The following is a 25,649-nucleotide window of genomic DNA, read 5'->3' as shown; positions in this document are numbered from 1 at the left end:
TGCTGTCACAACACAACAATTAAGTCCTTGTTATTGCTTTATCAACGTAAAAATAACAAATTTATTCATGTTGTGTTGTGTCTTTTTCAGGATATTTGACTGCCAATTTAATATGAAACCTAGCAATAATTTACCCAATAATTTTTATAAAATCTCGAACGATCTTTCACGATCAGAACAGCCTACTCGAAAACAGATACAATATCTTAGTAAGTTAGGTTTTAAAACCATTATCAACTTGCGTTTATTGCATAGTAATCGAGATAAGTTAGAAAATACTGTTCTTTCCGAAGTTTGGATCAAGGTACGGGCTGGCAATATTACCGACGAAAAAATGATTGAGATACTCAGAGCTTTTAAACAATCCCCCAAACCAGTCTTAATTCATTGTTGGCATGGTAGCGATCGTACTGGTGTTGCTGTGGCTATGTATCGTATAGTCTTCCAAAATTGGTCAAAATCTCAAGCCATTGATGAATTAATGAACCCAGAATTTGGTCATCACTATAATGTTTATCCTAATATTGTTAAATACATCAAAAATGTAGATATCGAAAAAATTAGAGCCGCAGTATTATAATATTTTATTATTTTTTATCCTCAAAACCTGATATATTTATAGATTGATTAATAAATCAAAGTGAAATTGTGTTTTTTTTCATCTAAAATGATAATTGTCAAATATTCATATTCCTATAGGTTGAAATAATGTTAAAAAAAACAGTCGCATTTGTGCTATCTACCTCACTATTATTACAACATGCCCCTTTAGTTTATGCCGATAATATCAATCTTCCTGATATAGGTACGACCGCTGCTTCAACGTTAAGTATAGGACAAGAGATGGAGATGGGCGATTATTCTATGCGGTTATTACGCGCGGATGCCCCTATTATTAACGATCCAGTTTTGAATCAATATATCAATGATTTAGGTAAAAAATTAGTTTCAAAAGCAGAATCAGTACAAACACCTTTTCATTTTTATATTATACGAAGCAATATAATTAATGCATTTGCTATGTTTGGCGGTAATGTGGTTATTCACTCTAAATTAATATTAGATACAAATAATGAAAGCCAATTAGCTTCTGTCATGGCTCACGAAATTGGACATGTTACTCAACGTCATTTAGCGAGATCAATGGAAAACCAGAATCGTAACAGTCCTTATGTTTGGAGTGCTACATTAGGTTCTTTACTATTAGCATTAGCCAATCCAGAAGCTGGGATGATGGCAATGACAAGTACTATTGCTGGTTCAACGCAAAGTATGATTAGTTTTACTCAAAGTAATGAACAAGAAGCCGATCGTGTTGGTTTAAGGACACTTGCTAAAGCAGGGTTTGATCCATATGCTTCATCGGAATTCTTGCAAAAGCTAGCGGATGAAACCCGTTTTAGTAGTAAGCAGCCAGAAATTTTGCTTACTCACCCGCTACCAAATAGTCGTTTAGCCGATATTCGTAATCGTTCAATGCAATATTCCAAAAAAGATGTTGCTCCTTCACTTAATTATTATTTAGCCAAAGCAAGAATAGCAATTTTACTCAATAATAATAGCAATACTGGTAAATTATTACTTGAAGATTACAAAAAAATCAATAATGAACAAAGCAAAATGGCTATGATTTATGGTGCTGCACTAACGGATTATCGAGATGGTAATTATCAAAAAGCAAAACAGCAACTGCAACCATTATTAGATAATGATCCCAATAATCTTTGGTACATAGATTTAATGACAGATATTGATCTAAGTACGAATAACAATAGTGCTGCAATTAATCGATTGCAAGCTGCATTAAAAAAATCTCCAAATAGTTCAGCATTACAACTCAATTTGGCTAATGCTTATGTGCAAAATAAAAATTATCAAAAAGCCGTAAGTATCCTTCATCGATATACTTTTGATCACAATGATGATACCAATGGTTGGGAGTTACTGATTTTGGCTTATGGGGGATTGCATTCAAGAGCTAAAGAAATGAGTGCTCAAGCAGAACTCATTGCACTACAAGGTCAATTTCAACGTTCAATCCAAATATTACAAAATGCTAAAAATCATACGAAAGGCGATCAAATCTTGATGTCAAGGATTGAGGCTAGAATTAAACAGTTACAACAGCTACAACAACGGTATTCACAATACAGTAAAACATAAATGTTATGCCAGTTTATTATCTCTCATTTTATGTTATTAAACACATTATTTGAGAGATAATAAAAAATACATGGCCAATTATTTATCCGTTAAATGATCTATATTGTTATAATATTTAACCGTAAATTTCCCTTCTGACTGGTCATCGGCTTGTTGATAATTAACAACACTTACGCTGGTATTTAACATACGAGGAAAGTATTGTTCATCACGATGTAAACGCCAATCGCCTCCATTTAATACGCAAAGTAATAACCGTAATACCGTTCCATGCGAAACAACCAAAATATTGCCTGTATTTTGTGGCACTTGTTGGATTATTGTATTTAAAGCTTGTTTCATTCGTGTTAGAACATCCAGGTAATTTTCACCTTTATTAACAGATGCATCAAAATTAGCGGGATCGGTTAAATAAGTCATAAATTCTGGCACTTCTTTTTTAAGAGTCGGTACGTGTTTTCCCTCCCAATTACCAAAATCCATTTCTTGCAAATCAGACAGTTCGAAAGTTGGAATATTATGAAGATTTTCGTTAACAATATAATTTCGTGTTTCTATAGCACGTTGTTGAGTACTGGAGTATGCTTGCAAAAAAGGCACATTTTTTAAATGTTTCCCTGTTATTTTCGCACCCAAAATGCCTTGCTCTGTCAAAGGTGAATTTTGCGATCCTTGCATTTGATCTTTAACATTCCACTCTGTTTGCCCATGTCTAATTAAGTATAAATTGAGATCTTTCATTCGTACTCACTACCTTTTTTTTATTTTAACGATTCTGTTTGTTGATATTTATCATTTCTAAGCTGATTTAAACATGCCTGTAACTTATCATCCATAGGCGCATGTAATTGCATTTCTTGTAAAGTTTTAGGATGAATAAATTTCACATTTGCTGCATGTAAAAATAACCGGTTAAGCTTTGTATTTACCAATAGTGCATCAAATTGGTTATCACCATAACGATCATCAAAAGCAATTGGATGGTTAGCATATTGAGTATGAACTCGAATTTGATGAGTACGCCCCGTAACCGGACTGGCTTTAATTAAAGTTGCAAAATCAAATCGCTCTTCAACTTTAAATCGTGTTTCAGAAGGTTTTCCTTCTTTATCAACTCGGACAACTCGTTCACCACTTTTTAATACGTTTTTAAGTAATGGAGCCTGCACTACTTTACATTCCGACGACCAATTTCCTTTAACTAATGCAAGATAATTTTTTTGCATCTGTTTAAGCCTCAGCTGCTCATGTAATGCTTTTAATGCAGAACGTTTTTTAGCGATTAACAACACACCCGATGTTTCACGATCAATTCGATGGACTAATTCTAAAAATTTTGCTTCGGGTCTTAATGCACGTAATCCTTCAATAACACCAAAACTCAAACCACTACCACCATGAACAGCAATACCAGAAGGCTTATTAATTGCTAAAATCACATCATCTTCATAAATAATTGCTTTTTCCAAATCGGCTACTTTATTAAGCTTAGTTGAAATTTCGGGGGTCGATTTTTCGGCAACGCGAATAGGAGGAATACGAATTTCATCACCATGATTTAATTTATATTCGGGTTTTACGCGTTTTTTATTAACTCTCACTTCACCTTTTCTTAGTATGCGATAAATCATACTTTTAGGCACACCTTTTAAATGTGTGATTAAAAAGTTATCAATTCGTTGTGTCGCATTTTCTTCTGAAATTGTAACAAATGAGACTTGCAATTTAGTTTGTGGAACGTTTGAATCCATAAGAAGTGATTAATCCGCCATCAATGTATAAAAGTCGTTTACATTATCCGAAAATAAACTACACTACCATCACTAAAAAATCAGTTAGATTACTTTCGATATAATTAAAGATAGGTAATTATAACGGAATATGGAGGAATAAAATAGTATGTTATCACTACTCAATCATTACTCACATGGCAGAGCTGCTTGGTTTTTATTATTCCTTTCTACCTTTATTTTTGAATTAACGGCTCTCTATTTTCAATATGGGTTAGGACTAGCCCCTTGTACATTATGCATTTATCAACGCTGTGCAATTTTTGGAATTATGCTTGCAAGCATTATTGGATTGATTAAGCCTAATAATTTTATTTTTCGATTAATCGGAATTTTGATTTGGTTGATTAGTGCATATAAAGGATTTACCCTAGCCACATTTCATGCCCATTTACAATTTGAACCCAACCTCAGTGATACATGTTCAATTAACGTTCAATTTCCATCTTGGTTACCTTTAAATCAATGGTTACCAAGTATGTTTAATGCGTATGGCTCATGTGCCGATAAAATTTGGACTTTTTTAACCATCGAAATGTCTCAATGGATGATTATTATTTTCACCTGTTATTTTCTTGTTGGGCTAGCTGTCTTTATTGCTCAATTTTTCTCGGCAAGAAAACATAATGTCAAGCCAGAGGCACTTTTATAAAACTGGCACTTTTTGTTGAGTTTGCTAAAATGTATGGCAATTTTATTTTGAGAATTGTCATACATAAATGCTTTTGGAATATCATCCCCCCATTGACCCTTGGCTTTCTATCCTACATCAAGATGACCATATTGTCGTTGTTAATAAACAACCTGGTATATTGTCGGTATCAGGCAATAAACCTCAATTTATTGACAGTATTATTCACCGTTTACAACAGAAATACAGTTATGTGGAGTCTGTTCATCGCTTAGATATGGCAACCAGTGGTATTATGGTTGCAGCACTATCAAAATTAGCAGATCGAGACATCAAAAAGCAATTTCGAGAACGGATCCCTAAAAAAACCTATATTGCTGTTGTATATGGGCATCTTGCGCAAGATACGGGAAAAATTGAACTGCCTTTAATTTGTGATTGGCCTAATCGCCCTAGGCAAATGGTCGATTTTGAAAATGGTAAACATGCATTAACTGAATATCAAGTTATTTCACGAAATGCCAATAATACCACCAGAGTTAAATTATTTCCATTTACGGGGCGGTCACATCAATTACGTGTTCATATGCAAGCTATTGGGCATCCAATTTTAGGAGACAAATTTTATGCGCATCCTGAGGCATTTTCGATGTCTCAAAGATTGTTGTTACATGCCCAATTACTGACCATTAATCATCCTAAAACAGGTGAAAGCATGACTTTTACGTGCGAACCCGATTTTTAAAAATGTGCATATATCAACTCCCCACAGTGACACAAAATTCACTAACGATAATATTTAACAAACAAGTTATATTAAGGAAATTAGAATGCAAAAAATTGTTTTAGCAACAAATAACCAAGGTAAAGTTAATGAACTCCAAAACCTTTTAGCCAATGCAGGGTTTAACATTGTTGCACAAAAAGAGTTCAATGTACCTGATGTGGATGAAACAGGTTTAAGCTTTATTGAAAATGCGATATTAAAAGCAAGACATACCGCTAAATTTACTGGATTGCCAGCAATCGCTGATGATTCCGGATTAGTGGTTAATGCTCTTGACGGTGCTCCAGGGATCTATTCTGCCCGTTATGCAGGTGAACAAGGTAACGATGAAAACAATAATCAAAAATTATTACAGGAATTAAACAATGTACCAAGTGAAAAACGTTCCGCTTATTTTTATTGTGCATTGGCATTTATGCGACATGAAAATGATCCAACACCAATTATTTGCTTAGGAAAGTGGAATGGCATCATTTTGAATGAAACACGAGGTACAGGTGGCTTTGGCTACGATCCATTATTTTATGTACCTGAACTCAATTGCAGTGCAGCAGAGTTAACAAAAGAGCATAAAAGCCAGATTTCTCATCGAGGACAAGCACTTAAACAACTTATTGCTAAGATTAAAACCGAAAATTAAATCAGTTTCATATCAACACGAAATTGCATCTTTACAAACAAACAGTATATACTGAAAAAAACATCAATATTGGAGTTTTAATTGTGATTCTGATGATAGTAAGTGGACGTTCTGGTTCAGGAAAATCAATTGCTTTACGAGCGCTAGAGGATATGGGATTTTATTGTGTTGATAATATTCCTGTCGCTTTATTACCGCAATTAGCCGATGCATTAAAAAATAATAATACGCCTGTTGCTGTTAGTATTGATATTCGCAATTTACCTATCAATTTTGAATTTAATTACGATATACTGCAAAAACTTCCTGAATCAGTAACACCTGAAATCATTTTCTTAGACTGTAGCCGTAATACTCTTATCCGTCGTTATAGTGAAACAAGGCGAATCCATCCTTTAGCCAACCAAAAATATTCACTTGAGGAAGCAATCGATCTTGAAGAAAATTATTTAGAATCGTTAAAATCACATGCAAGTTTAGTAATTAATACTGATAATCTTTCCGTTCACGAATTATCTGACATTTTAAGAACACGTATTTTAGGTAAAAAAGAGCGTGAATTGACTATCATTTTTGAATCATTTGGGTTTAAACATGGATTACCAGTTGATGCCGATTTTGTATTTGATGTCCGTTTTTTACCTAATCCTCATTGGGATATCAATTTAAGACCCCTAACCGGATTAGATAAGCCTGTTATAAATTATCTATCCAAACAAGATGAAGTAACCAATTTTATTTATCAAACCGCTAATTATTTACAACAATGGTTGCCAATGTTGGAGAAAAATAATCGAAGTTATTTAACTATCGCTATTGGCTGTACCGGTGGACAACACCGTTCTGTTTTTATTGCAGAACAGTTAGCTGAATTTTTTCAAGCACAAAATAAACAAACACAAATTCGCCATCGAACATTAGAAAAAAGATAATTATTTATTTAGATCATTATTAAAATTCCATGCATCTTCTAAACGTTTTATACAATGTTCAACAATGTATTTTAATGTTACTTTTGGTTTAGATTCTGTTGGTAATGGAATTACAAGTTGACTGACTTTGATTAATTCAATATCTAATGGTAAGTTAGCCAGTTTATTTTTAAGCACATTGATCGTCTGTGGATGTGGGTGCCCAATAGCAATGGCTGAACCATTTTTACGTGCAACTTTGATAGCTAATTCGAATTGTTGACTAATAGCAGCTTCATTTTGCTTATCATCTAGAAATACATCTCGTTCTAAGACGGGAATATCATAAATACTTGCAGCATCTATGACCGCTGTTTTTCCGACAGTTTTACTATCTAAAAAAAACATTGAGTGATGGCGGAGTGCTTTCATAACATTTTCCATTCCAATTTGGTTGGATGTCATTAAGCTACCCATATGATTATTAACACCAATTGCATGAGGTACTTGTGCTACCGCATCAGTTACAATACGATCAACTTCCTCTTCTTCCATATAAGGATACAAAGTATCTTTTTCTAACGGCTGCTTACCAAATGGCGCCATTGGCAAATGAATGATCACATCATTACCATGATGATGAGCGATATTTGCAATACGATGCGCATTTGGAGAATTAGGCAATACCGCCACAGTAATATTAGGCGAAAGCTTAATAATTTGTTCTTCATTATGTTGCCTATAGCCAAAATCATCAATAACAATTGCTAACTGTGCCGCCCATACATTGCTTGTTTGTAATAATAGACCGAGGGCCATTGAACTAAGTAAACGAACCACTATTTTAACCATCCACTAGGATTTAACGCTTTTCCATCTCGACGAATTTCAAAATATAATCCTGAACTATTTTGCCCACCACTAGAGCCTACTAAAGCAATGGGTTGACCACTATAAATTTTATCACCGACTGCCACAAGCACTCTCTGATTATATCCATACAAACTCATATCACCTTTACCATGTTCAATTGCGACAACAAAACCATAACCTTGTAACCAACTCGCTAATATTACTCGTCCATTGGCTATCGCTTTCACTTGTGTACCATCTTTAGCATTTATCACCATTCCTTTCCAATATAATTCACCTTGTAGTGACTCACCAAATCGATGTAAGACAGTTCCACTTACAGGCCAATTAAACTGGCGTTGTGGTTTACCAATGCCACTCACTCGAGCCATGAGCGAACGCTCATCAGGGCTTAAAGTATAATTATTATTTTTTTGTTTTGCTTGTATATTTTTTGCTTGTCTTGCTTCTTCTTCTGCTACACGCCGGCTTTCTCTCTCAGCTTCAGCAATTTTTGCTTGTAGTTTTGTCTCATTTTCATGCAATTGAGCCAGTTTTTGTTGATTTACTTGCATGGATGATTCTAATGAAGTAATCGTTTTTTTTCTATCTTGACGATTTTTTTCAAGTCCTATTTGTTCCTGCTTTTGTTTTGTTTGTAACGTTTGCTGGGAGACCTGTTTCTTTTGTAAAGCTAATTTTTTTTCGTTAAGCTGTAATTGAGTTTCACGCAGAGCATTAATATGTTGTTCTCTGGCGTCATTAATGTAACCAAAATAGGTGATAAGACGTTCATTACGTTCACTTTGTTCACTAGCAAAAATAAGCTCAAAACCTGTTTTTTTACCTAGTTTAAAAGCTGTTTCAAGTTGCTTTGCTAATGCGCGTCTTTGTTGCTGTTGTTTAACATTTAACTCATCGATCTGCTTGATTAACTGAGTAATTTCCTTATTAAGTTTATTCAATGTGACATTATTTTTTTCAATTGAAGTCAACAGTTTGGCAATCTCAGTTTCTTGGTGTTTGAGATCACTCACTAATTGTGTTCTTTCCTTTTTCTGTTCAGCTAAACGAATTTCTTGTTCTTTAATTGACTGGCGCAAAGTTTGTAACTTCTGATTATCATCCATAGCATACAAGAAGTTGGCGTGCATTAATCCAATTAAAATAGGGATAAGAAATTTTTGATAAATAGCCATAGAATTGTAATTAGGATTTATTATCAAACGTAAATGATAAAATACTATACATACAAATAACTAAATAAGCAAAATGTATACCATCTCAGTGGGTTTAAGAATAATTGCAGCATAATAGTATATTAGATATTTCACAAGCACTGATAAAAAGTATAAAATATAAAACTATTTAAATTACCAAAAAATCAATTCAACCATAAAGATAACATCATGCAAAAGTTTAATGTCAAAACCTTTCAAGGGTTAATACTAACGTTACAAGATTACTGGGCTAATCAAGGTTGTACGGTGATTCAGCCGTTAGATATGGAAGTCGGGGCAGGAACCTCTCACCCTATGACTTGCTTACGAGCTCTTGGTCCCGAGCCTATTAATGCTGCTTATGTACAACCTTCGCGTCGCCCTACCGATGGTCGCTATGGCGAAAACCCAAACAGGCTACAACATTATTATCAATTTCAAGTTATCTTAAAACCTTCTCCTGACAATATTCAAGAGCTATATTTAGGTTCATTAAAAGAGTTAGGTCTGGATCCAACTATCAATGATATTCGTTTTGTTGAAGACAACTGGGAAAACCCAACTTTAGGCGCATGGGGACTAGGTTGGGAAGTTTGGTTAAATGGTATGGAAGTTACCCAATTTACTTATTTTCAACAAGTTGGAGGACTTGAGTGTAAACCTGTTACAGGTGAAATTACTTATGGTCTTGAACGACTCGCTATGTATATTCAAGGTGTAGATAGCGTATATGATTTAGTTTGGAGTGACGGTGCATTTGGTAAAACAACTTATGGCGATGTGTTTCATCAAAATGAAGTTGAACAATCAACTTATAATTTTGAATATGCCAATACTGAATTTTTATTTTACTGTTTTGAACAGCATGAAAAAGAAGCTAAATTTTTACTTGAACTCGAAAAACCACTGCCATTACCGGCTTATGAACGTATTTTAAAAGCTGCTCACTGTTTTAATTTACTTGACGCACGTAAAGCAATTTCAGTTACTGAAAGGCAACGGTATATTTTACGAATCAGAACATTAACCAAAATGGTGGCTGAAGCATACTATGCATCACGCGAAGCACTCGGCTTCCCTATGTGCCAAAATTCACGTTCTAACCCAAGCGTAGCAAAGTAGGAATTTAAAGATTATGCAAAAAACATTTTTAGTGGAAATTGGTACTGAAGAGTTACCTCCAAAATCACTCCGAACATTAGCTGAGAGTTTTGCAGCGAATTTTATTGAACAACTTGATAATGCCAAATTGGAACACGGTGAAGTACTTTGGTATGCATCGCCTCGTCGTTTAGCATTAAAAGTATTGAATTTAAATGATACACAGCCAGATAGCCAAATCCTGAAACGTGGTCCAGCAGTGAGTGCTGCATTTGATGCAAATGGCAATCCAACCAAAGCAGCGGAAGGATGGGCTCGCGGATGTGGTATTAGCGTAGTGCAGGCTCAACGGATCCAAACTGATAAGGGAGAATGGCTTTGTTATACGCAAAATCAAAAAGGCCAGCCTGTAGTTAATTTATTGTGTGAAATGGTAAAAAATGCATTAAGCAAATTACCCATTCCTAAACCGATGCGTTGGGCTGCCCGTCAAGTTGAGTTTATTCGACCAAGTCATACTGTAACGATGCTTTATGGTGAAGATTTAGTGCCTGGTATTATTTTAGACATTGAATCTAACCGAGTAATTCGTGGTCATCGCTTTATGGGTGAACAAGAATTTACTATCGATAATGCTGATCAATATCCTGATATTTTAGAGCAACGAGGTAAAGTCATCGCGGATTATGATAAACGTAAAGCTATCATCAAACAACAAGCTCAAGCTGCTGCAGCTAAACTGAATGGTAAAGCAGATTTAACCGACAGTTTACTTGAGGAAGTGTCTTCTTTAGTTGAATGGCCAGTAGTGTTAACAGCTAAATTTGAAGAACGCTTTTTAGCTGTACCTGCCGAATCATTGGTCTATACCATGAAAGGCGATCAAAAATATTTCCCAGTTTACGATAAGCAAGGCAAACTGCTACCAAATTTTATTTTTGTGGCAAATATTGAATCAAAAGACCCACAAGTGGTGATTTCAGGTAATGAAAAGGTTGTTCGCCCTCGCCTTGCGGATGCGGAATTCTTTTATCAATCTGATTTAAAACAACGTTTAGAAGATCGCTTACCTCGTCTTGAAACCGTTCTATTTCAACAACAATTAGGAACAGTTAAAGATAAAGCGTTGCGCTTAGAAGCTTTGTCTGGCTTTGTTGCCGATAAAATAGGTGCTAACGTTGAACAAGCTAAGCGTGCAGGTAAACTGACTAAATGTGATTTAGTGACAAATACCGTTTTTGAGTTCCCTGAAACGCAAGGTATCATGGGTCGCTATTTAGCACTAAAAGATGGAGAAAGTATCGAAATAGCTACAGCTATCGAGGAGCAATACAAACCTCGCTTTGCTGGTGATGAGTTACCGAGTACTTACGTGTCATGCGCTGTGTCTATTGCCGAGAAAATGGATACTTTAGCGGGTATTTTTGGTATTGGTCAACACCCTAAAGGTGATAAAGATCCATTTGCGTTACGTCGTGCAGCCATTGGCGTTCTACGTATTATTGTTGAAAAAGCGCTACCTTTAGATTTGTCAGATTTATCAAGTTATGCGGTGTTACTATATGGCGATAAGTTAAACAATAAAAATGTTGTTGAAGATATTGTTAGCTTTATGCAAGGACGATTCCGTGCTTGGTATCAAGAACAAGGTTTTACCATTGATACCATTCAAGCTGTATTAGCACTCAATCCAACTAAACCTGCCGATTTTGATGCCAGAGTTAAAGCAGTAACGCATTTTAGGACATTATCGGAAGCATCGTCATTAGCGGAAGCCAATAAACGTGTTTCAAATATTTTGTCTAAAACCGATAGCATTATCTCTGAACATGTAAATGCTGCCCTGTTGGTAGATGGTGCTGAAGGAGAATTAGCTAAACATGTGGCAATATTAACGGATAAATTAGCGCCTTACTTTAAAGATGGACGTTATCAAGAGGCTTTAGTTGAATTAGCCGCGCTTAAAACACCAATTGATGCCTTCTTTGAGAAGGTCATGGTGATGGTAGATGATGAACAGGTTAAACTCAATCGTTTAGCCCTTTTGAAAAAGCTACAAAATTTATTTTTAAAAGTTGCTGACATTTCACTTTTACAATAATATCCCTTTCGTTAATTATATTTAGTGGTAACTTAATAGTTACCACTAATGAGGTAAGAATATAAACATGCAAACAGAACTCTCTTTTTCCATAGTTTTTACTCAGGCCGCTAATTTTATTCGAAATCGGTTTTGGCCAATCGCGCTAATCAGTTTATTCTTAAATTTAGTCTCATCATTAATTTTAAAAAATACAGTTGATCTAGCTACTCTCACTCAACTTCTTCAAACAGAAAATTCAAGCGCATTTCCACATTTATTAAAATTGCTAGTAATTAAATTAGTATTATTTATAGTAATTGATGCTATTTTAATTGCCGTTATTTATAACTATTCTATCCATGAAAAACTGAATTTAAATACAGTATTCTCCAGAATGCTACCCAATTTACTCTATATGATTGGTTTTGAATTGGTATTCTTAATCATATTGCCAGTAGTATTTCTATTTGGGGGATTAATATTTATGATTTTAGGATTAATTATTCCAAATACTGTAGCCATTTTTTTATTTGTAATTGTCGCGATTGTATTTGCTGTATTTTTTAATGCACTTTACTATAATTTTTGTGGATTAATCACTCAACCAACGACTAAAACTTTTTTCGAAAAATTCGCTGAGTGTAACAGATATACCTTAAAGTATTGGCGTTTCGCTCTTCCAATGATGCTAATATATTTTCTTGTAATTTTAGTCGTTTCGCTTTTTAATTCAGTAAACAGTAATACTTTTTTATCTGTTATTTATTCAACATTATTAACAATCTTAAATATTTTTACAATTTGCTTCTTTTATCGATTGAATATGCTATTAACAAATAACAAATCAGATCTTGAAGCAACTGAGCAAAATAACAATTTAATTATTTAAATAATAATTACTTTCTCATATTACCCTATTCACTTTCGTGACTAGGGTAGTTAAAATTAAATAATTAACCTATTTTATTTCATCCTAGTAGACACCACTATGACACCTGCGATTAACCTTCTCAAAAAGTTAAATATCACATTTAAAATTCATCAATATGAACATAATCCTAATGATACACATTATGGACAAGAAGCCGTGAATAAACTCGCTCCCAGTTTAAACGTAGTTGCTGCACAAGTGTTTAAAACATTGGTTGTGAGTTTAAATGGTAACGATAAGACGTTAGCAGTTTGTGTATTACCTGTTGATAATCATTTAGATCTTAAAAAAGTAGCCAAAGCGCTGAATTGTAAAAAAGTCGATTTAGCAGATCCTAGTTTAGCTCAAAAAATTACCGGTTATTTAGTAGGAGGTATTAGTCCATTAGGACAGAAAAAGCAATTACCTACTGTTATAGATTCAAGTGCAGATCAACTAGAAAAAATGTTTATTTCGGGAGGAAGAAGAGGCTTAGAAATAGAACTGATCCCACAAGATTTAGCTAGAATATTAAAAGCAACATTTGTAGAAATAAAATCTTAATTTTATATAAATCTGCTTTTGTTTTATAACAAATCGCTGTGTGTTGAAAAAAGAAAATAGCCAAGAAAAACTAGGCCACAAGACAACGTCTTATGACCAAAAGTACATCCCATCAATATAATAAAATAGGAAGAAAAACCAAACTTATTTGATTGCTTCTTTTAAGCTTTTACCAGATACAAACGCTGGTACTTTACTTGCGGCAATTTTGATTTCTTTACCAGTTTTTGGATTACGACCAATACGAGCTTTACGATCGTTAACTTTGAATGTACCAAAACCAACTAATTGCACGGATTCACCCGCTTTCAATGATTCAGTAATAGCTGCTAATGTTGCTTCTAGAGCTGTTTTTGCAGCAACTTTTGTAATATCTGCTTTGCTAGCAATAGCATCGACAAGTTCTGTTTTATTCATGGAAATATCCTTACATAATTATTTTATTGTTAAAGTTAACATTATAAGCAATGCCGAGAATCAACTTTGCTTCTGTAAACAACCTCAGATTACATTGTTATTAAATGTAGTCTATATTCTCCTAATGTTAAAGAAAAATTTGGTAAAAAATAAAAAAATGACGCATTTAAAAGCTTAATCGCTCAAAAAAACACCAATATTACTTATTGCTGATTCTCGAATATCGGCTTTTAAACCTTTTATTAAGTCAATCATATCGTTATTTTCATCTCGTAATAATCGATAGATTTCCCATTGAAAATCAAATTCATCAATCACACTAGGTAAAGTTTGTTGCTCATCTTCACTTAGAGCAATATTTGATTTTGTCATTTCAAATTCTGCAACAGTTGTTGCCGATATACTACTCACTTTTATTGCGTGCTCAGCTATTTCACCAGTTAAGTGAGAGTGTAACACCTCACTTAAAGCCTGACATGCATCAATAGCAGGGTAAATCATGTAGGGACTATTTTCGGTGATAATAGGAATAATGACTTCTAACTTTTCCAATTGTAAATCAAAATTGATTTTTACATTATCAATCAGTAATGATTCCCACATCAGATCAAGTATCTTTTTATAACTTTTAGCATCTTCTTCATTTTTCTGCTGTTTTGCATAAAAGACAAAATTTGGATACATTCTCTCACACAAACAAAGCATAAATAAACGTTGTTGCCATAATGCTAATTTTTCGATTCTTAACTGAATTGGATTTTTAATCATGATGAAACCTTTTGGAGCGTTGATGTACAGCCTCAATTAAATATTGTACATGTTCTACTGGAATATCTTGATGAATACCGTGTCCTAAATTAAAAATATGACCATTCTCTGTACCATACTCTTTAAGAACAGTATCAACATTAGATTCTATTGTTTGTCTATCAGCATATAAAACCGACGGATCTAAATTACCTTGCACAGCAATTTTACCTTTTTGTCGAATATCACTTAAATTAACGGTCCAATCAACACCAATCGCATCGCAGCCAGTGTTAACAATATTATCTAACCATAATCCACCACCCTTGGTAAACAATGTAACAGGCACATATGAGGTGATATCCGGAGTTTTATTACCTCGTTTTAACTTTGATAAAATTAATTGCATATAGTTGAGAGAAAATATTTGATAACTTTGATGACTTAACACTCCCCCCCAAGTATCAAATATCATTATTGATTGAGCTCCCGCTTCAATTTGTGCGTTTAAATATAAAGCAACACTGGTTGACAATTTTTCAAGTAATAGATGCAGTGCTTTGGGATTACTATAAAGCATCTTTTTTATTTTGGTAAAAGCTTTACTGCTTCCCCCTTCAATCATATAAGTCGCCAACGTCCAAGGACTACCAGAAAAACCGATTAAAGGAACTTTGCCATTAAGCTCTTTTTTTGTCAGGCTTATCGCATCCATTACATAGCTTAGAGACAATTGCGGATCGGGAATAGGTAATTTTTCAATATCAGATAAGTGAGATATAGTTTTAGTAAATTTGGGACCTTCCCCCGCTTCAAAATATAATCCAAGTCCCATTGCATCAGGAATGGTTAATATGTCTGAAAAAATAATTGCTGCATCAAGATCAAACCGACGTAATGGTTGTAAAGTCACTTCACACGCTAATTCTGGTGTTTGGCACATCGTCATAAAATCACCAGCTTTAGCTCGTAACTGTCGATACTCAGGCAGATAACGTCCAGCTTGTCGCATCATCCAAATAGGGGTGTAATCAACAGGTAAACACTGTAATGCGCGTAAATAACGATCATTTTTTAATTGATTCATATTATTTGCTCTGTAAGTGATGATTGTACTTTGTAAAGAAGTTTCAGATTAGCACTACGTTTCAGTAAAAACATCTCGTTTTATTTATTATTTTCTATCTTGTGGCTGAGATAAAGAACGTTGGGCATAACGAATTAAAGTTTCAGAAATATTTTGCATTACACTACTTTCAGGTGCAAACCGATGCCAATAAAGCATTCGTCTTTGGTATAAACCTTCGGTCAAATTTACCAATTCACCATTTTTTAACTCTTGCTCAACTTGTAACATCGGTATCATACAACAAGCAGATCCTTGCTTAGCAAGCTGAACAAAGGCTTCTGATGAACTTGTGATATGACAAATTACACTGCCAGGTGTAAGATTAAAATTTTCTTGTAAAAAAGCTTGATGCATATCATCCAAATGGTCAAAAGCAACCGCAGGTGCTTTTAAAAGCGAAGATCGAGTCACACCATTAGGAAAGTATTTTTTAGCAAACTCAGGAGATGCAACAAAAATATAGTCAAGCGCCCCTAGTAAATCAGATAAACAACCAGGTAATGGATTGGCTTGAATACTGATGGCCGCAACCACCGTGCCTAAACGCAATAGTTCTAAAGTATGCTCTTCATCCCTTACTTGAATATCAAAACGAAGAATATTTTTATCCAACACGGGTTTTAAAGCAGGTAAAAGCCATGTGGCTAAAGAGTCTGCATTAATCGCAATAGATAACGACAAAGGGGTCGTATTTTGCTCATTATCACCTAACCATTGCTGTTCTAATAATTCAACTTGATGAAGCAATCCTAGAAGATGCTCTCCTTGTTTAGTGGCTTTCGGTGGTATAGTTCTAACTAATAATTGTTGACCGAAAAAGCTCTCTAATTGTTTGATACGCTGTGATACGGCTGGTTGTGTAATACACAATTTATCAGCTGCTCGTTCAAATCCCCGTTCTTTTATCACTGCATCTAATGCTTGTAATGCTCTATAATCTGGACGCTTCATAATCTCTTTACTAATGATTTGATCATTGATTGGATATTCAAGCTATTTTAATATCGTAAAAAATTTTTAATAGATCAAAAATTAATATATTTCTTAAAATACTAATGATTTTTGCTTTCCAATTGGGTACTATGCCATATCTTTAATAAATTTTCTTTTAAAATTTTATTTTTTTGAGAAAATTATCCTTCAGATAGGATGATATCATGACACAAGACGAATTAAAAAAAGCTGTAGGCTGGTCAGCCTTAAAATATATCAAACCAAATTCTTATGTTGGAGTGGGAACAGGTTCTACTGCGTCTTATTTTATTGATGCATTAGCTACAATAAAAGATCAGATTAAAGGCACCGTTTCAAGTTCGGAAGCATCGACACAAAAATTAAAAAGCTACGGTATTCCAGTATTAGACTGTAATGATGTTGATAGTTTAGATGTATATGTTGATGGCGCTGACGAGATAAATCAACAATTACAAATGATCAAAGGCGGGGGTGCTGCATTAACACGTGAAAAAATAGTCTCAGCGCTGGCTAAACAGTTTATTTGTATTGTCGATGAATCTAAAGTCGTCAATGTTCTTGGTAAATTTCCACTTCCAGTAGAAGTAATTCCGATGGCCCGTTCTTATGTTGCTCGAGAATTATTTAAACTTGGCGGTAAGCCAATCTATCGACAAGGTGTAGTGACCGATAATGGCAATGTTATTTTAGATGTGCATGATCTTCTTATCACCAATCCTGAGCAATTAGAACATCGGATTAATAATATTGCAGGAGTGGTAACCGTTGGATTATTTGCCAATAAAGGGGCAGATATTGCATTAGTCGGATGTCGCTCAGGTGTAAAAGAGTTAAATAAAGCTATCTAATTTTTAAAAATTTAAAATTTTAAATCATAGTAAATACCAAATCTATTTTGTAGGAAAGAGAGGAAATAATGGTTGTTCAGTCGTTAACAAAAGATGAAAATAAGTTTGTATTACTTGAAGGTATCCACCCTAGTGCGGTTGAAACACTTAAATCAGCAGGTTATAGCAACATTGAATATCATAAAAGTGCATTATCGGAATCGGAACTCAAGGCCGTTTTAAAAGATGCAAGATTTATTGGAATTCGATCACGAACACACTTAACGAAAGATATCATTGATGCCGCCCCTAAACTTGCTGGGATTGGTTGTTTCTGTATTGGTACCAATCAAGTTGAACTTAATGCCGCTACCGTTAAAGGTATTCCTGTTTTTAATGCACCGTTTTCTAATACCCGTTCTGTTGCAGAGCTAGTATTAGCTGAAGCGATTTTATTACTTCGTCGTGTACCAGAAGCCAATGCCAAAGCTCATCAAGGAAAATGGAATAAAATGGCTACAGGCTCCCATGAAGCGAGGGGTAAAAATTTAGGTATCGTTGGCTATGGTCACATTGGCAGTCAATTGAGTGTACTTGCTGAAGCATTAGGTATGAATGTTTACTTTTATGATATTGAAACAAAATTGTCATTAGGCAATGCCAAACAAATTTCAACTATGAAAGAGTTACTTGCCATGAGTGATATCGTCAGCATGCATGTTCCTGAAAATCCAACAACAATTAAAATGATCGGTAAATCAGAAATTGATATGATGAAATCAGGAGCAATCTTAATTAACGCTTCCCGCGGTAGTGTCATTGATATCGATGCCCTAACTCAAGCGTTAGAAGCCAATAAGCTCAGTGGTGCAGCAATTGATGTATTTCCAACTGAACCAGCCAGCAATAATGATCCATTTGAGTCGCCATTATGTAAATTTGATAATGTCATTATTACTCCACATATTGGTGGTTCAACCAGCGAAGCCCAAGAAAACATTGGTATTGAGGTGGCAACAAAACTGGCTAAATACTCAGACACAGGAGCAACACTTTCCGCAGTTAATTTCCCTAAAGCTGCTCTACCAATTCCAGCAAAAGGGTCAAGTCGTTTTATTAATATTCACCATAATCAACCTGGGGTATTAACGGCAATTAATACTTTATTTGCAGAACAAGGCCTCAACATATCTGCGCAATATCTGCAAACGGACCCTAAGATTGGTTATGTTGTTATTGATATAGATAGAGTAGAACAAAGCAAAGCTGAAGAGTTATTAGTTAAATTAAAAAATGTAGAAGGCACAATTCGAGCGAGATTATTATTTTAATAATGCGTTCGAGCAGTAATTTTTTTAAGGATAATAAATAAAATTATCGTTTGAGCAATTTTAAATAAAATCGGAAATTACTCAAGATCATTAAAAACTCAAAGCTTGTTATTATGTTAATTTTAATAAGCTTTGATATTTGCTATTGAGTTTAATACCCACTTTCTAAGATTTTAAATTTAGGTTTTCTTACTTATCTAACGGCTTTACTTTAATAACGTTAATAGCCTTTTGAATTAATGCATTATAGTATTTATCATCTAAATTATCGTCGGTAATGATGGTATCGACAGCACTTAAATTACACACGACATTCGGGCTGCGTCGTCCAAATTTTGAAGAATCCGCTAATAAAATTAGTTTAGCAGCAGCCTTACTCATTGCGACACTACCATGATAGCTTTCATTAAATGTAGTTACACCACCAACTAAATCTACGCCATCGGCACCCATAAAAAGTTTATCAAACGTATAGGATTCAAAAGCGGCGATGGCTGAAGCATTATTGCTATGAAATGAGGCTGATTTACGGCGAAATGTTCCCCCTGTTAAGATAATAGTTTGATCATTATCATTAGCTACCAGTTCATTTACCATATGTAAACTATTGGTCATAATAGTCAGATTATTGAATCTAGCAAGCATAGGGATCATCTGGGCAACCGTGCTACCTGCATCAAAGATAATTGAATCCCCCTCATAGATCAATTTAGCAGCTTCTTGAGCAATCGCTTTTTTAGCTACAGTATTAATGTAAGTTTTATGATCGATGGCTCTATCACCAATTTCACGATTTAGCATAGCGCCACCATAAGTACGCAAAACTAAACCACTTTCATAAAGCTGTGTAAGATCTTTACGAATCGTTGTACCAGTTGTTTTAAAGTGTCGAACTAATTCATCAACACTAACTTGTCCGTGATTTTGCAAGTATTCTAAAATAGCTGTCTGTCTTTGCCTTACCTTCATGCTTGGATCCCATCATTATTAGTGTATAAAAAATTAGTGTATAAAAATTTTTATTTTATATAATTATTATACTTTATAATGAAAGAAAATACTTTTCAAAATAAAAGTTAATTTTCACTTATTGGCAGTCAAAGCAACTATTAATGCACTTTGTGAAGACGGCTCACTGGGAAATACCTTTTCAGGTATGATATCTAAAACTGACAGTCCATGTAATTGTGAGACGGGTTTGGGTTTAGCAAATACCGTGATCCCTTTCATAATAACAGAATCAATGACTATCTGGTTTTCATCCAATGAAAGCGCAATTAATACTCTCGGTTTAAAATGTTTATTTTTACTACGGCCAACACCCAAGTACCTACTTCTTTTCATAGATGAAAAAGCATGATTAAAACGGCGTATTTGCAACCAACTCAAAATAATTTGGGTACACCATGCAAACAATGCCATGACAATTAGCGTATTGGTCATAATTATGATTTGTCCATTTGATATAAACTAAATAATGAAGTGCGATAAGTTTTACATTAACTTACGCACTTTATTCTAATTAAAACATTACTTGACCACCAGTTATATTAATTGATTGTCCTGTGCAATAAGAAGCTTTGTCACTTGCATAAAATAATAGGACATTAAGCACATCTTGATAATCACAACCACGTTTTAGTGGTACTTTATCAATATAAACTTGCTCAACTTGGTCTTCCTCAATACCTAACTTTTTAGCATATTGAGGTATTAATGATTGGAACATGGGTGATTTTAATAAATTACCTAACATTAATGAGTTAACAGTAATACCATAATCAGCAAGATCAAGAGCTAATGATTGAGTTAAACCAACGCCACCAAATTTAGCCGCACTATATCCAGAGTTATGTTTACTGCCCACTTTACCCGATTTTGAATTAATTTGAATAATTCGACCAGAGATTTTATGATTTACCATTAATTTAGCAAATTCACGTGCACATAAGAAATAACCTGTAAGGTTAACATTCACTGATAGTTGAAAGTCGCTTAATATAAAATTAGTAACCGGTGCAGCTTTAGCAATGCCAGCGCTGTACACCATTAAATCCGTACGTTTAAAAGCATCATCAACATCACTCGCCAGCTGGATAACACTCTTTTCGTTCGTTGCATCAACACCAAAACCTTTTGCAGCACCCATACCATGTTTTTGATTTATCTCGTTTGCAACTTTATTGGCGTTAGCGATATTTAAATCGGCAACAGCAACCTTGTATCCAGCATCAGCAATCCCCTTACATAAGAATTCACCTAAAGTTTGACCACCACCTACAATAACTGCTACTTGTTTCATTTTTATATTCCTTAATTAGTTAAAATTCTAATTTCATCACCGACAAAAAGTTTTGCAGGGATGTCACCTTTTACATGCACCGTTCCAGGTAATTCAGCTTGATTATTACCATCAAACCTTATTGTGATATGTCCTAACTGTTGAAAATTAACATTTGCTACATCACCTACCGCTGTAATGTTATAAATACGACTGCCTAAATAAATTACTTGCCCGACTTGCAAATTCTGCTTTAAAACATCATGGCTATGAATAAAACAGTAATCTGCTAAATCTGCTGGTGCGCCAGTTTTAAATAGAATTAGCATGCCATCGGCTAATGCTTCTAATGCAAATTCACCGATTTGATTAATATTTGAATGATAGATAACTTTGGACATTTTTAACCTTCTCATATTTTGACTAAACACTCATTTCCATTACTATCGTCAGCTTAAAATGGGATGTACAATTCCATTTTTTAGTTCGTTTATTGATAAATAAATAATGATACGGCCCAAGCGATTAATACAGTTGGTGCACCAGTTAAAAATCGACTGACTAAAACAGAAGGAACGCCAACTCTAACTGTATCTTGCTTAGCTTCAGCCAATGACAACCCAACAGGGATAAAGTCACATGCGGCCTGAGCATTTATGGCAAATAACGCAGGTAAAGCTAAATGTGGTGGAATATGACCAAGTCCTATTTGCACCCCAACTAAAGTACCAATAACTTGTGCAATTACCGCGCCAGGACCTAAGAATGGTGAAAGCAAAGGAAAAGAACAGATTAACGATAATATAACCAGACCAAGTGGATTATTAGCTAATGGTACAAGACCATGTGCAATAAAGTCACCTAAACCGGATGCGATGATTATTCCTATTAATGCCGATACAAACGCCATAAAAGGAAGGATGGTTTTAAGTACTGTATCAATCGTATCACGACCAGCTTGGAAGAAAACTGCAACACCGGATCCCATTCCAATACCAATTTTTGCCAATAAACCATCACTTTGTTCAGTAATTTTTTTACTGCTATCATAATCTTTAAAATTAGAGGTGGTGCCGCTCGCTTGGTATTCCGTGTTGTCACCAACTTCATCTTCTTTTTCAATTAATGTGATATTGTGTGGTTTTACAGCTGACACATAAATGTCTTCAACAATATATTGCGCAAGAGGCCCTGATTTGCCCGTTGCATGAATATTAATGGTTGGTATGCGATTTTTTGGATAAATACCGCACCGTAATGTACCACCGCAATCAATTATAGCCACGCCAATGTCTTCTTTTGGTGGTTCCCCTTCTTTAAAACCATCAATCGCTTGCCAACCCGTTAATTGGGTGAGAGTGTCAACAATTGTAGGTCGCGTACCGGCAGCAATATAGACAATTTTTTTTCCAGCAATGACAGGCAATTCTAAAGGTCCGCCCCAACCAGATTCACCTTTTTCTATACGAATAAATTCAGCCATTTTGTGTTCCTTATCATTGTTATAAATGCACTTTTCTATCTAATTTAATACCCATTTTTCGTTCGAAAATGGCTGTACAAAAGTCTGTGATCCAACCTCTAAAAAAGTTTGTACCTAAACCGATGAGGAAATAGCTAACCGCTAAAGGACCTAATGGTAAATTTAAAGTGGTTAAGCCTGCTGCTACCCCTAAATAAACAAAAAGTTCACCAGGATTAACATGAGGAAATAAACCATTCATTGAATGGCAGCTATAAGATGAAGCAGCGTAATAACTTGGTTTGTAAAACTCAGGCATAAAGCGTCCTAGACTTAGTGTCATTGGATTACAAAATACAAAAGTACCAATTAGCGGTAAAATCAAATAACGAGAAACAGGATTACCCGCACAAGCTTGAGCTAGACGTTCAATACGTTCTTGTCCAATAAATTTAATCAGTGCGTTCATCACTACAAGCAATGAAATTAATAATGGTAAAATCGATGTTACCATCCCCACAAAAACTTTTCCTCCTTCCTGAAATAAACCAATAAACCATTCAGCACCAAATGAAATAGCATCAATCATATTGTCTCCTATTGAGTTGAATTTCGATTAAATACTATCAACATCAAAAACAAATAACTTTTAACTAGATCACACTTTGAAATATTTTCTTTTATTTTGAAAGAAATAAATTAGAAAATAATTAAAAAAAAAGGTGTTTATGAAACGATTGTCATCCATAGATTGCTAAAATAGCAGTGATAGACAACAATAGCTCATTTTGATTGGACTTTAATTGATAGTTAGCGTAATTTGTAAATACTTACTTGTTTTGTTTTTCAACTTAAGGAGAATATCATGGCTAAAAGTATTACCTCATCTAAATCTAAAAAAGTTGCTAGTGTAAAGAAAATACAGCAATCAGCAATTTTGTTTCCTACTGATTTAGGTCAAAAGGCATCAAAAGATATTTCCGGCGCAATGAACTCTGTATTAGCAGATGTGTTTGCCTTATATTTAAAAACTAAAAACTTTCATTGGCATGTAAGTGGTCCTCATTTTCGTGATTACCATTTAATGTTAGATGATCACGGAGATGAATTATTTGCAATGACTGATCCAATTGCGGAACGTGTGCGCAAATTAGGTGGCACAACATTACGTTCTATTGGTCATATATCAAAATTACAAAGTATTTCTGATAATGATGCAGATTTTGTTGAACCTTCAGATATGATTGCTGAACTTTGCCAAGATAATATTAAACTTACCACTCGTATGCGTGTTGCACATGATATTTGTGATAAATATAACGATTCAGCAACAGCAAGTTTGATTGAAGAGTGGATAGATCAAACAGAAAAACGTGCTTGGTTTTTATTTGAAACCAGTCGTAAATTGGATTCTTCGGGTCACTAAAAATTTAGTAATGCTGAATCATTATCCCTAATAAGAGACACATTATTGTGTCTCTTTATCATTTCATTAAGGGGGAATTACAAATGAGTAAAAAAATTGCTGTTCTTGTTGGGAGTTTACGTAAAGAGTCCTATAATTTAAAAGTAGCCAAAGTGTTTCAACAGATTGCACCACCATCACTCTCACTCAATATTGTTGAAATAGGTGATTTACCTTTTTACAACGAAGATATTGATGCTGATACGCCACCACAATCTTATAATCGTTTTCGTCAAGAAATTACTCATTGCGATGGTGTGATTTTTGTTACACCAGAATACAATCGAGGATTACCTGCTGTCATAAAAAATGCACTGGATGTTGGTTCACGTCCTTATGGTAAAAGTGTTTGGTCAAAAAAACCAGCCGCTGTGGTTTCGGTATCACAAGGTGCCATTGGTGGCTTTGGTGCCAATCATCAGTTACGACAATCTTTAGTTTTTCTTGATATGCCTACATTACAACAACCGGAAGCTTACATCGGTAATATTGGTACAGCTTTTAGTGAAAATGACAATATTAATGAAAAAACCAAGTCTTTTCTTTCATTAATTATTGAAAGTTATGCTAAATGGGTTGAACAGCTAAGTTAATAATGATTCATTTTAATATCCACAACCAATATAATTGACTGTGGATATTATTAAATTTATTTGAAACACATGCTAAACTTCCATCCTTCTAATGAACAAGAGTTATTAAATCGAGCAAAAATGGCTGCTGGTTATAGCTTTGCTGAGATAGCTCAGTATGTCAATATTCCTATCCCTGCTAATCTTAATAAGCAAAAAGGATGGGTAGGCAATCTGATTGAAACTTACCTTGGTGCGAATGCTGGCAGTAAAGCAGAAAGAGACTTTTCTAAATTAGGTATTGAGCTAAAAACAATTCCAGTCAATAAAGACGGTAAACCATTAGAAACCACCTTTGTCAGCGTTATTCCCTTAATGGCAAATCACGGTGTGATTTGGGAAACCAGCCATGTTAAATACAAACTTAGCAAAGTGCTTTGGATCCCTATTGAAGGGGAAAGAAGTATACCTCTTGCAGAAAGAAAAGTTGGAGAACCAATACTGTGGACACCAACTTTTGAACAAGAGCAACAGCTTAAACAAGATTGGCAAGAATTGATGGATATGATAGCACTTGGTCAAGTTGAAAAAATTACCGCACGTTATGGCACCTATTTGCAGATTAGACCTAAAGCAGCCAATGGAAAAGCTTTAACTCAAGCCATTGGTAAAAATGGCGAGATCATTTTAACTCGCCCAAGAGGATTCTATCTTAAAAAGTCATTCACTTCACAAATCCTACAGAATTCCATTGATCATTTTAGTTAAAAAGAATTGATCATTTAATTTCT

29 protein-coding genes are annotated in these 25,649 nt (G+C 34.5%); 15 read left to right on the top strand and 14 right to left on the bottom strand.

The genetic code is table 11. From position 1 onward, the window contains the following. Positions 1 to 112 precede the first annotated feature (112 nt). Together J3U19_RS09095 and J3U19_RS09090 are read left to right on the top strand one after the other, a co-directional pair. Positions 113 to 580, top strand: coding sequence for a dual specificity protein phosphatase family protein (locus J3U19_RS09095; protein WP_267341630.1), 468 nt, complete (start codon positions 113 to 115; stop codon positions 578 to 580). Between the two features lie 128 nt (positions 581 to 708). Next, on the top strand, positions 709 to 2,163 hold the full coding sequence (locus tag J3U19_RS09090) for a M48 family metalloprotease (RefSeq protein ID WP_267341629.1): 1,455 nt from the start codon (positions 709 to 711) through the stop codon (positions 2,161 to 2,163). 78 nt (positions 2,164 to 2,241) lie between these two features. Here J3U19_RS09090 and J3U19_RS09085 read toward each other — a convergent pair whose 3' ends face one another. Both J3U19_RS09085 and rluC read right to left on the bottom strand, forming a co-directional pair. Continuing rightward, entirely contained in the window at positions 2,242 to 2,904 is a 663-nt protein-coding gene (locus J3U19_RS09085) for a histidine phosphatase family protein (protein WP_267341628.1), read from the bottom strand. A gap of 20 nt (positions 2,905 to 2,924) precedes the next feature. Next, on the bottom strand, positions 2,925 to 3,914 hold the full coding sequence (gene rluC, locus J3U19_RS09080) for a 23S rRNA pseudouridine(955/2504/2580) synthase RluC (protein ID WP_267341627.1): 990 nt from the start codon (positions 3,912 to 3,914) through the stop codon (positions 2,925 to 2,927). A gap of 148 nt (positions 3,915 to 4,062) precedes the next feature. Between rluC and dsbB the strand changes: the two genes are divergently transcribed. The 4 genes from dsbB to rapZ all read left to right on the top strand — a co-directional run bounded on the left by dsbB (position 4,063) and on the right by rapZ (position 6,943). Further along, positions 4,063 to 4,605, top strand: a complete 543-nt coding sequence (gene dsbB / locus J3U19_RS09075) for a disulfide bond formation protein DsbB (RefSeq protein WP_267346103.1) — start codon at positions 4,063 to 4,065, stop codon at positions 4,603 to 4,605. Between the two features lie 67 nt (positions 4,606 to 4,672). Further along, positions 4,673 to 5,329 (top strand): bifunctional tRNA pseudouridine(32) synthase/23S rRNA pseudouridine(746) synthase RluA, encoded by a 657-nt coding sequence (rluA, locus tag J3U19_RS09070; RefSeq protein ID WP_267346101.1) that lies wholly within the window; start codon positions 4,673 to 4,675, stop codon positions 5,327 to 5,329. Positions 5,330 to 5,414: 85 nt separating this feature from the next. Next, positions 5,415 to 6,011 (top strand): XTP/dITP diphosphatase, encoded by a 597-nt coding sequence (locus J3U19_RS09065; protein WP_267341623.1) that lies wholly within the window; start codon positions 5,415 to 5,417, stop codon positions 6,009 to 6,011. A gap of 83 nt (positions 6,012 to 6,094) precedes the next feature. After that, positions 6,095 to 6,943 (top strand): RNase adapter RapZ, encoded by an 849-nt coding sequence (gene rapZ, locus J3U19_RS09060; RefSeq protein ID WP_416380289.1) that lies wholly within the window; start codon positions 6,095 to 6,097, stop codon positions 6,941 to 6,943. On the opposite strand, the gene J3U19_RS09055 is transcribed toward rapZ, so the two are convergent. Beyond that, positions 6,944 to 7,762: a divergent polysaccharide deacetylase family protein gene (locus J3U19_RS09055; protein ID WP_267346099.1), complete on the bottom strand. Its 819-nt coding sequence runs from the start codon at positions 7,760 to 7,762 to the stop codon at positions 6,944 to 6,946. It lies immediately after the preceding gene. Continuing rightward, a complete protein-coding gene (gene envC / locus J3U19_RS09050; RefSeq protein WP_267341619.1) occupies positions 7,762 to 8,973 on the bottom strand; it encodes a murein hydrolase activator EnvC in 1,212 nt (403 codons plus the stop codon). The genes J3U19_RS09055 and envC overlap by 1 nt, the downstream gene beginning before the upstream one ends. A 210-nt stretch (positions 8,974 to 9,183) precedes the next feature. Here envC and glyQ point away from each other — a divergent pair, with 210 nt between their 5' ends. From glyQ to ybaK, 4 genes are all read left to right on the top strand, one after another. After that, a complete protein-coding gene (gene glyQ / locus J3U19_RS09045; RefSeq protein WP_267341617.1) occupies positions 9,184 to 10,116 on the top strand; it encodes a glycine--tRNA ligase subunit alpha in 933 nt (310 codons plus the stop codon). Between the two features lie 10 nt (positions 10,117 to 10,126). After that, a complete protein-coding gene (gene glyS / locus J3U19_RS09040; protein WP_416380290.1) occupies positions 10,127 to 12,196 on the top strand; it encodes a glycine--tRNA ligase subunit beta in 2,070 nt (689 codons plus the stop codon). Positions 12,197 to 12,263: 67 nt separating this feature from the next. Further along, complete coding sequence (locus J3U19_RS09035) at positions 12,264 to 13,067, top strand: hypothetical protein (protein WP_267341614.1); 804 nt, start codon at positions 12,264 to 12,266, stop codon at positions 13,065 to 13,067. Positions 13,068 to 13,166: 99 nt separating this feature from the next. Then, entirely contained in the window at positions 13,167 to 13,652 is a 486-nt protein-coding gene (gene ybaK, locus J3U19_RS09030; protein ID WP_267341612.1) for a Cys-tRNA(Pro) deacylase, read from the top strand. Positions 13,653 to 13,796: 144 nt separating this feature from the next. Here ybaK and J3U19_RS09025 read toward each other — a convergent pair whose 3' ends face one another. From J3U19_RS09025 to J3U19_RS09010, 4 genes are all read right to left on the bottom strand, one after another. After that, positions 13,797 to 14,069, bottom strand: a complete 273-nt coding sequence (locus J3U19_RS09025) for an HU family DNA-binding protein (RefSeq protein ID WP_267341610.1) — start codon at positions 14,067 to 14,069, stop codon at positions 13,797 to 13,799. 174 nt (positions 14,070 to 14,243) lie between these two features. Then, positions 14,244 to 14,837 carry a YjaG family protein gene (locus J3U19_RS09020; RefSeq protein ID WP_267341608.1) on the bottom strand — a complete coding sequence of 198 codons (594 nt, stop codon included), beginning with the start codon at positions 14,835 to 14,837 and terminating at the stop codon, positions 14,244 to 14,246. Beyond that, positions 14,830 to 15,903: a uroporphyrinogen decarboxylase gene (gene hemE, locus J3U19_RS09015; protein WP_267346095.1), complete on the bottom strand. Its 1,074-nt coding sequence runs from the start codon at positions 15,901 to 15,903 to the stop codon at positions 14,830 to 14,832. Before hemE ends, J3U19_RS09020 begins: the two co-directional genes overlap by 8 nt. 87 nt (positions 15,904 to 15,990) lie before the next feature. Continuing rightward, a complete protein-coding gene (locus J3U19_RS09010) occupies positions 15,991 to 16,896 on the bottom strand; it encodes a LysR family transcriptional regulator ArgP (RefSeq protein ID WP_267341604.1) in 906 nt (301 codons plus the stop codon). Between the two features lie 206 nt (positions 16,897 to 17,102). Between J3U19_RS09010 and rpiA the strand changes: the two genes are divergently transcribed. Both rpiA and serA read left to right on the top strand, forming a co-directional pair. Then, positions 17,103 to 17,768: a ribose-5-phosphate isomerase RpiA gene (rpiA, locus tag J3U19_RS09005; protein WP_267341602.1), complete on the top strand. Its 666-nt coding sequence runs from the start codon at positions 17,103 to 17,105 to the stop codon at positions 17,766 to 17,768. Positions 17,769 to 17,836: 68 nt separating this feature from the next. Next, the gene (gene serA / locus J3U19_RS09000) at positions 17,837 to 19,078 is read left to right on the top strand and encodes a phosphoglycerate dehydrogenase (protein ID WP_267346093.1); all 1,242 of its coding nucleotides are present in this window, start codon (positions 17,837 to 17,839) and stop codon (positions 19,076 to 19,078) included. Between the two features lie 189 nt (positions 19,079 to 19,267). On the opposite strand, the gene srlR is transcribed toward serA, so the two are convergent. The 6 genes from srlR to srlA form a co-directional block, all read right to left on the bottom strand. Then, positions 19,268 to 20,047, bottom strand: a complete 780-nt coding sequence (gene srlR, locus J3U19_RS08995; RefSeq protein WP_267341599.1) for a glucitol operon DNA-binding transcriptional repressor SrlR — start codon at positions 20,045 to 20,047, stop codon at positions 19,268 to 19,270. 114 nt (positions 20,048 to 20,161) lie between these two features. After that, positions 20,162 to 20,521: a transcriptional regulator GutM gene (locus J3U19_RS08990; protein ID WP_267341598.1), complete on the bottom strand. Its 360-nt coding sequence runs from the start codon at positions 20,519 to 20,521 to the stop codon at positions 20,162 to 20,164. A 79-nt stretch (positions 20,522 to 20,600) separates the two neighbouring features. Next, on the bottom strand, positions 20,601 to 21,380 hold the full coding sequence (gene srlD / locus J3U19_RS08985; RefSeq protein ID WP_267341596.1) for a sorbitol-6-phosphate dehydrogenase: 780 nt from the start codon (positions 21,378 to 21,380) through the stop codon (positions 20,601 to 20,603). An 11-nt stretch (positions 21,381 to 21,391) separates the two neighbouring features. Next, positions 21,392 to 21,760 (bottom strand): PTS glucitol/sorbitol transporter subunit IIA, encoded by a 369-nt coding sequence (locus J3U19_RS08980; protein WP_267341594.1) that lies wholly within the window; start codon positions 21,758 to 21,760, stop codon positions 21,392 to 21,394. 89 nt (positions 21,761 to 21,849) lie between these two features. After that, entirely contained in the window at positions 21,850 to 22,842 is a 993-nt protein-coding gene (locus J3U19_RS08975) for a PTS glucitol/sorbitol transporter subunit IIB (protein ID WP_267341593.1), read from the bottom strand. 19 nt (positions 22,843 to 22,861) lie between these two features. Further along, positions 22,862 to 23,410 (bottom strand): glucitol/sorbitol-specific PTS transporter subunit IIC, encoded by a 549-nt coding sequence (gene srlA, locus J3U19_RS08970; protein ID WP_267341591.1) that lies wholly within the window; start codon positions 23,408 to 23,410, stop codon positions 22,862 to 22,864. Positions 23,411 to 23,686: 276 nt separating this feature from the next. Between srlA and J3U19_RS08965 the strand changes: the two genes are divergently transcribed. From J3U19_RS08965 to mutH, 3 genes are all read left to right on the top strand, one after another. After that, positions 23,687 to 24,247, top strand: a complete 561-nt coding sequence (locus J3U19_RS08965) for a Dps family protein (protein WP_267341589.1) — start codon at positions 23,687 to 23,689, stop codon at positions 24,245 to 24,247. An 83-nt stretch (positions 24,248 to 24,330) separates the two neighbouring features. After that, positions 24,331 to 24,879: an NADPH-dependent FMN reductase gene (locus tag J3U19_RS08960; protein ID WP_267341587.1), complete on the top strand. Its 549-nt coding sequence runs from the start codon at positions 24,331 to 24,333 to the stop codon at positions 24,877 to 24,879. 69 nt (positions 24,880 to 24,948) lie between these two features. Then, entirely contained in the window at positions 24,949 to 25,626 is a 678-nt protein-coding gene (mutH, locus tag J3U19_RS08955) for a DNA mismatch repair endonuclease MutH (protein ID WP_267341586.1), read from the top strand. Positions 25,627 to 25,649: the final 23 nt, after the last annotated feature.

The sequence above is a fragment of the Gilliamella sp. B2828 genome, assembly GCF_026537125.1.
GTDB lineage: Bacteria > Pseudomonadota > Gammaproteobacteria > Enterobacterales > Orbaceae > Gilliamella.
This window is presented reverse-complemented; position numbering and strand designations above follow the sequence as displayed.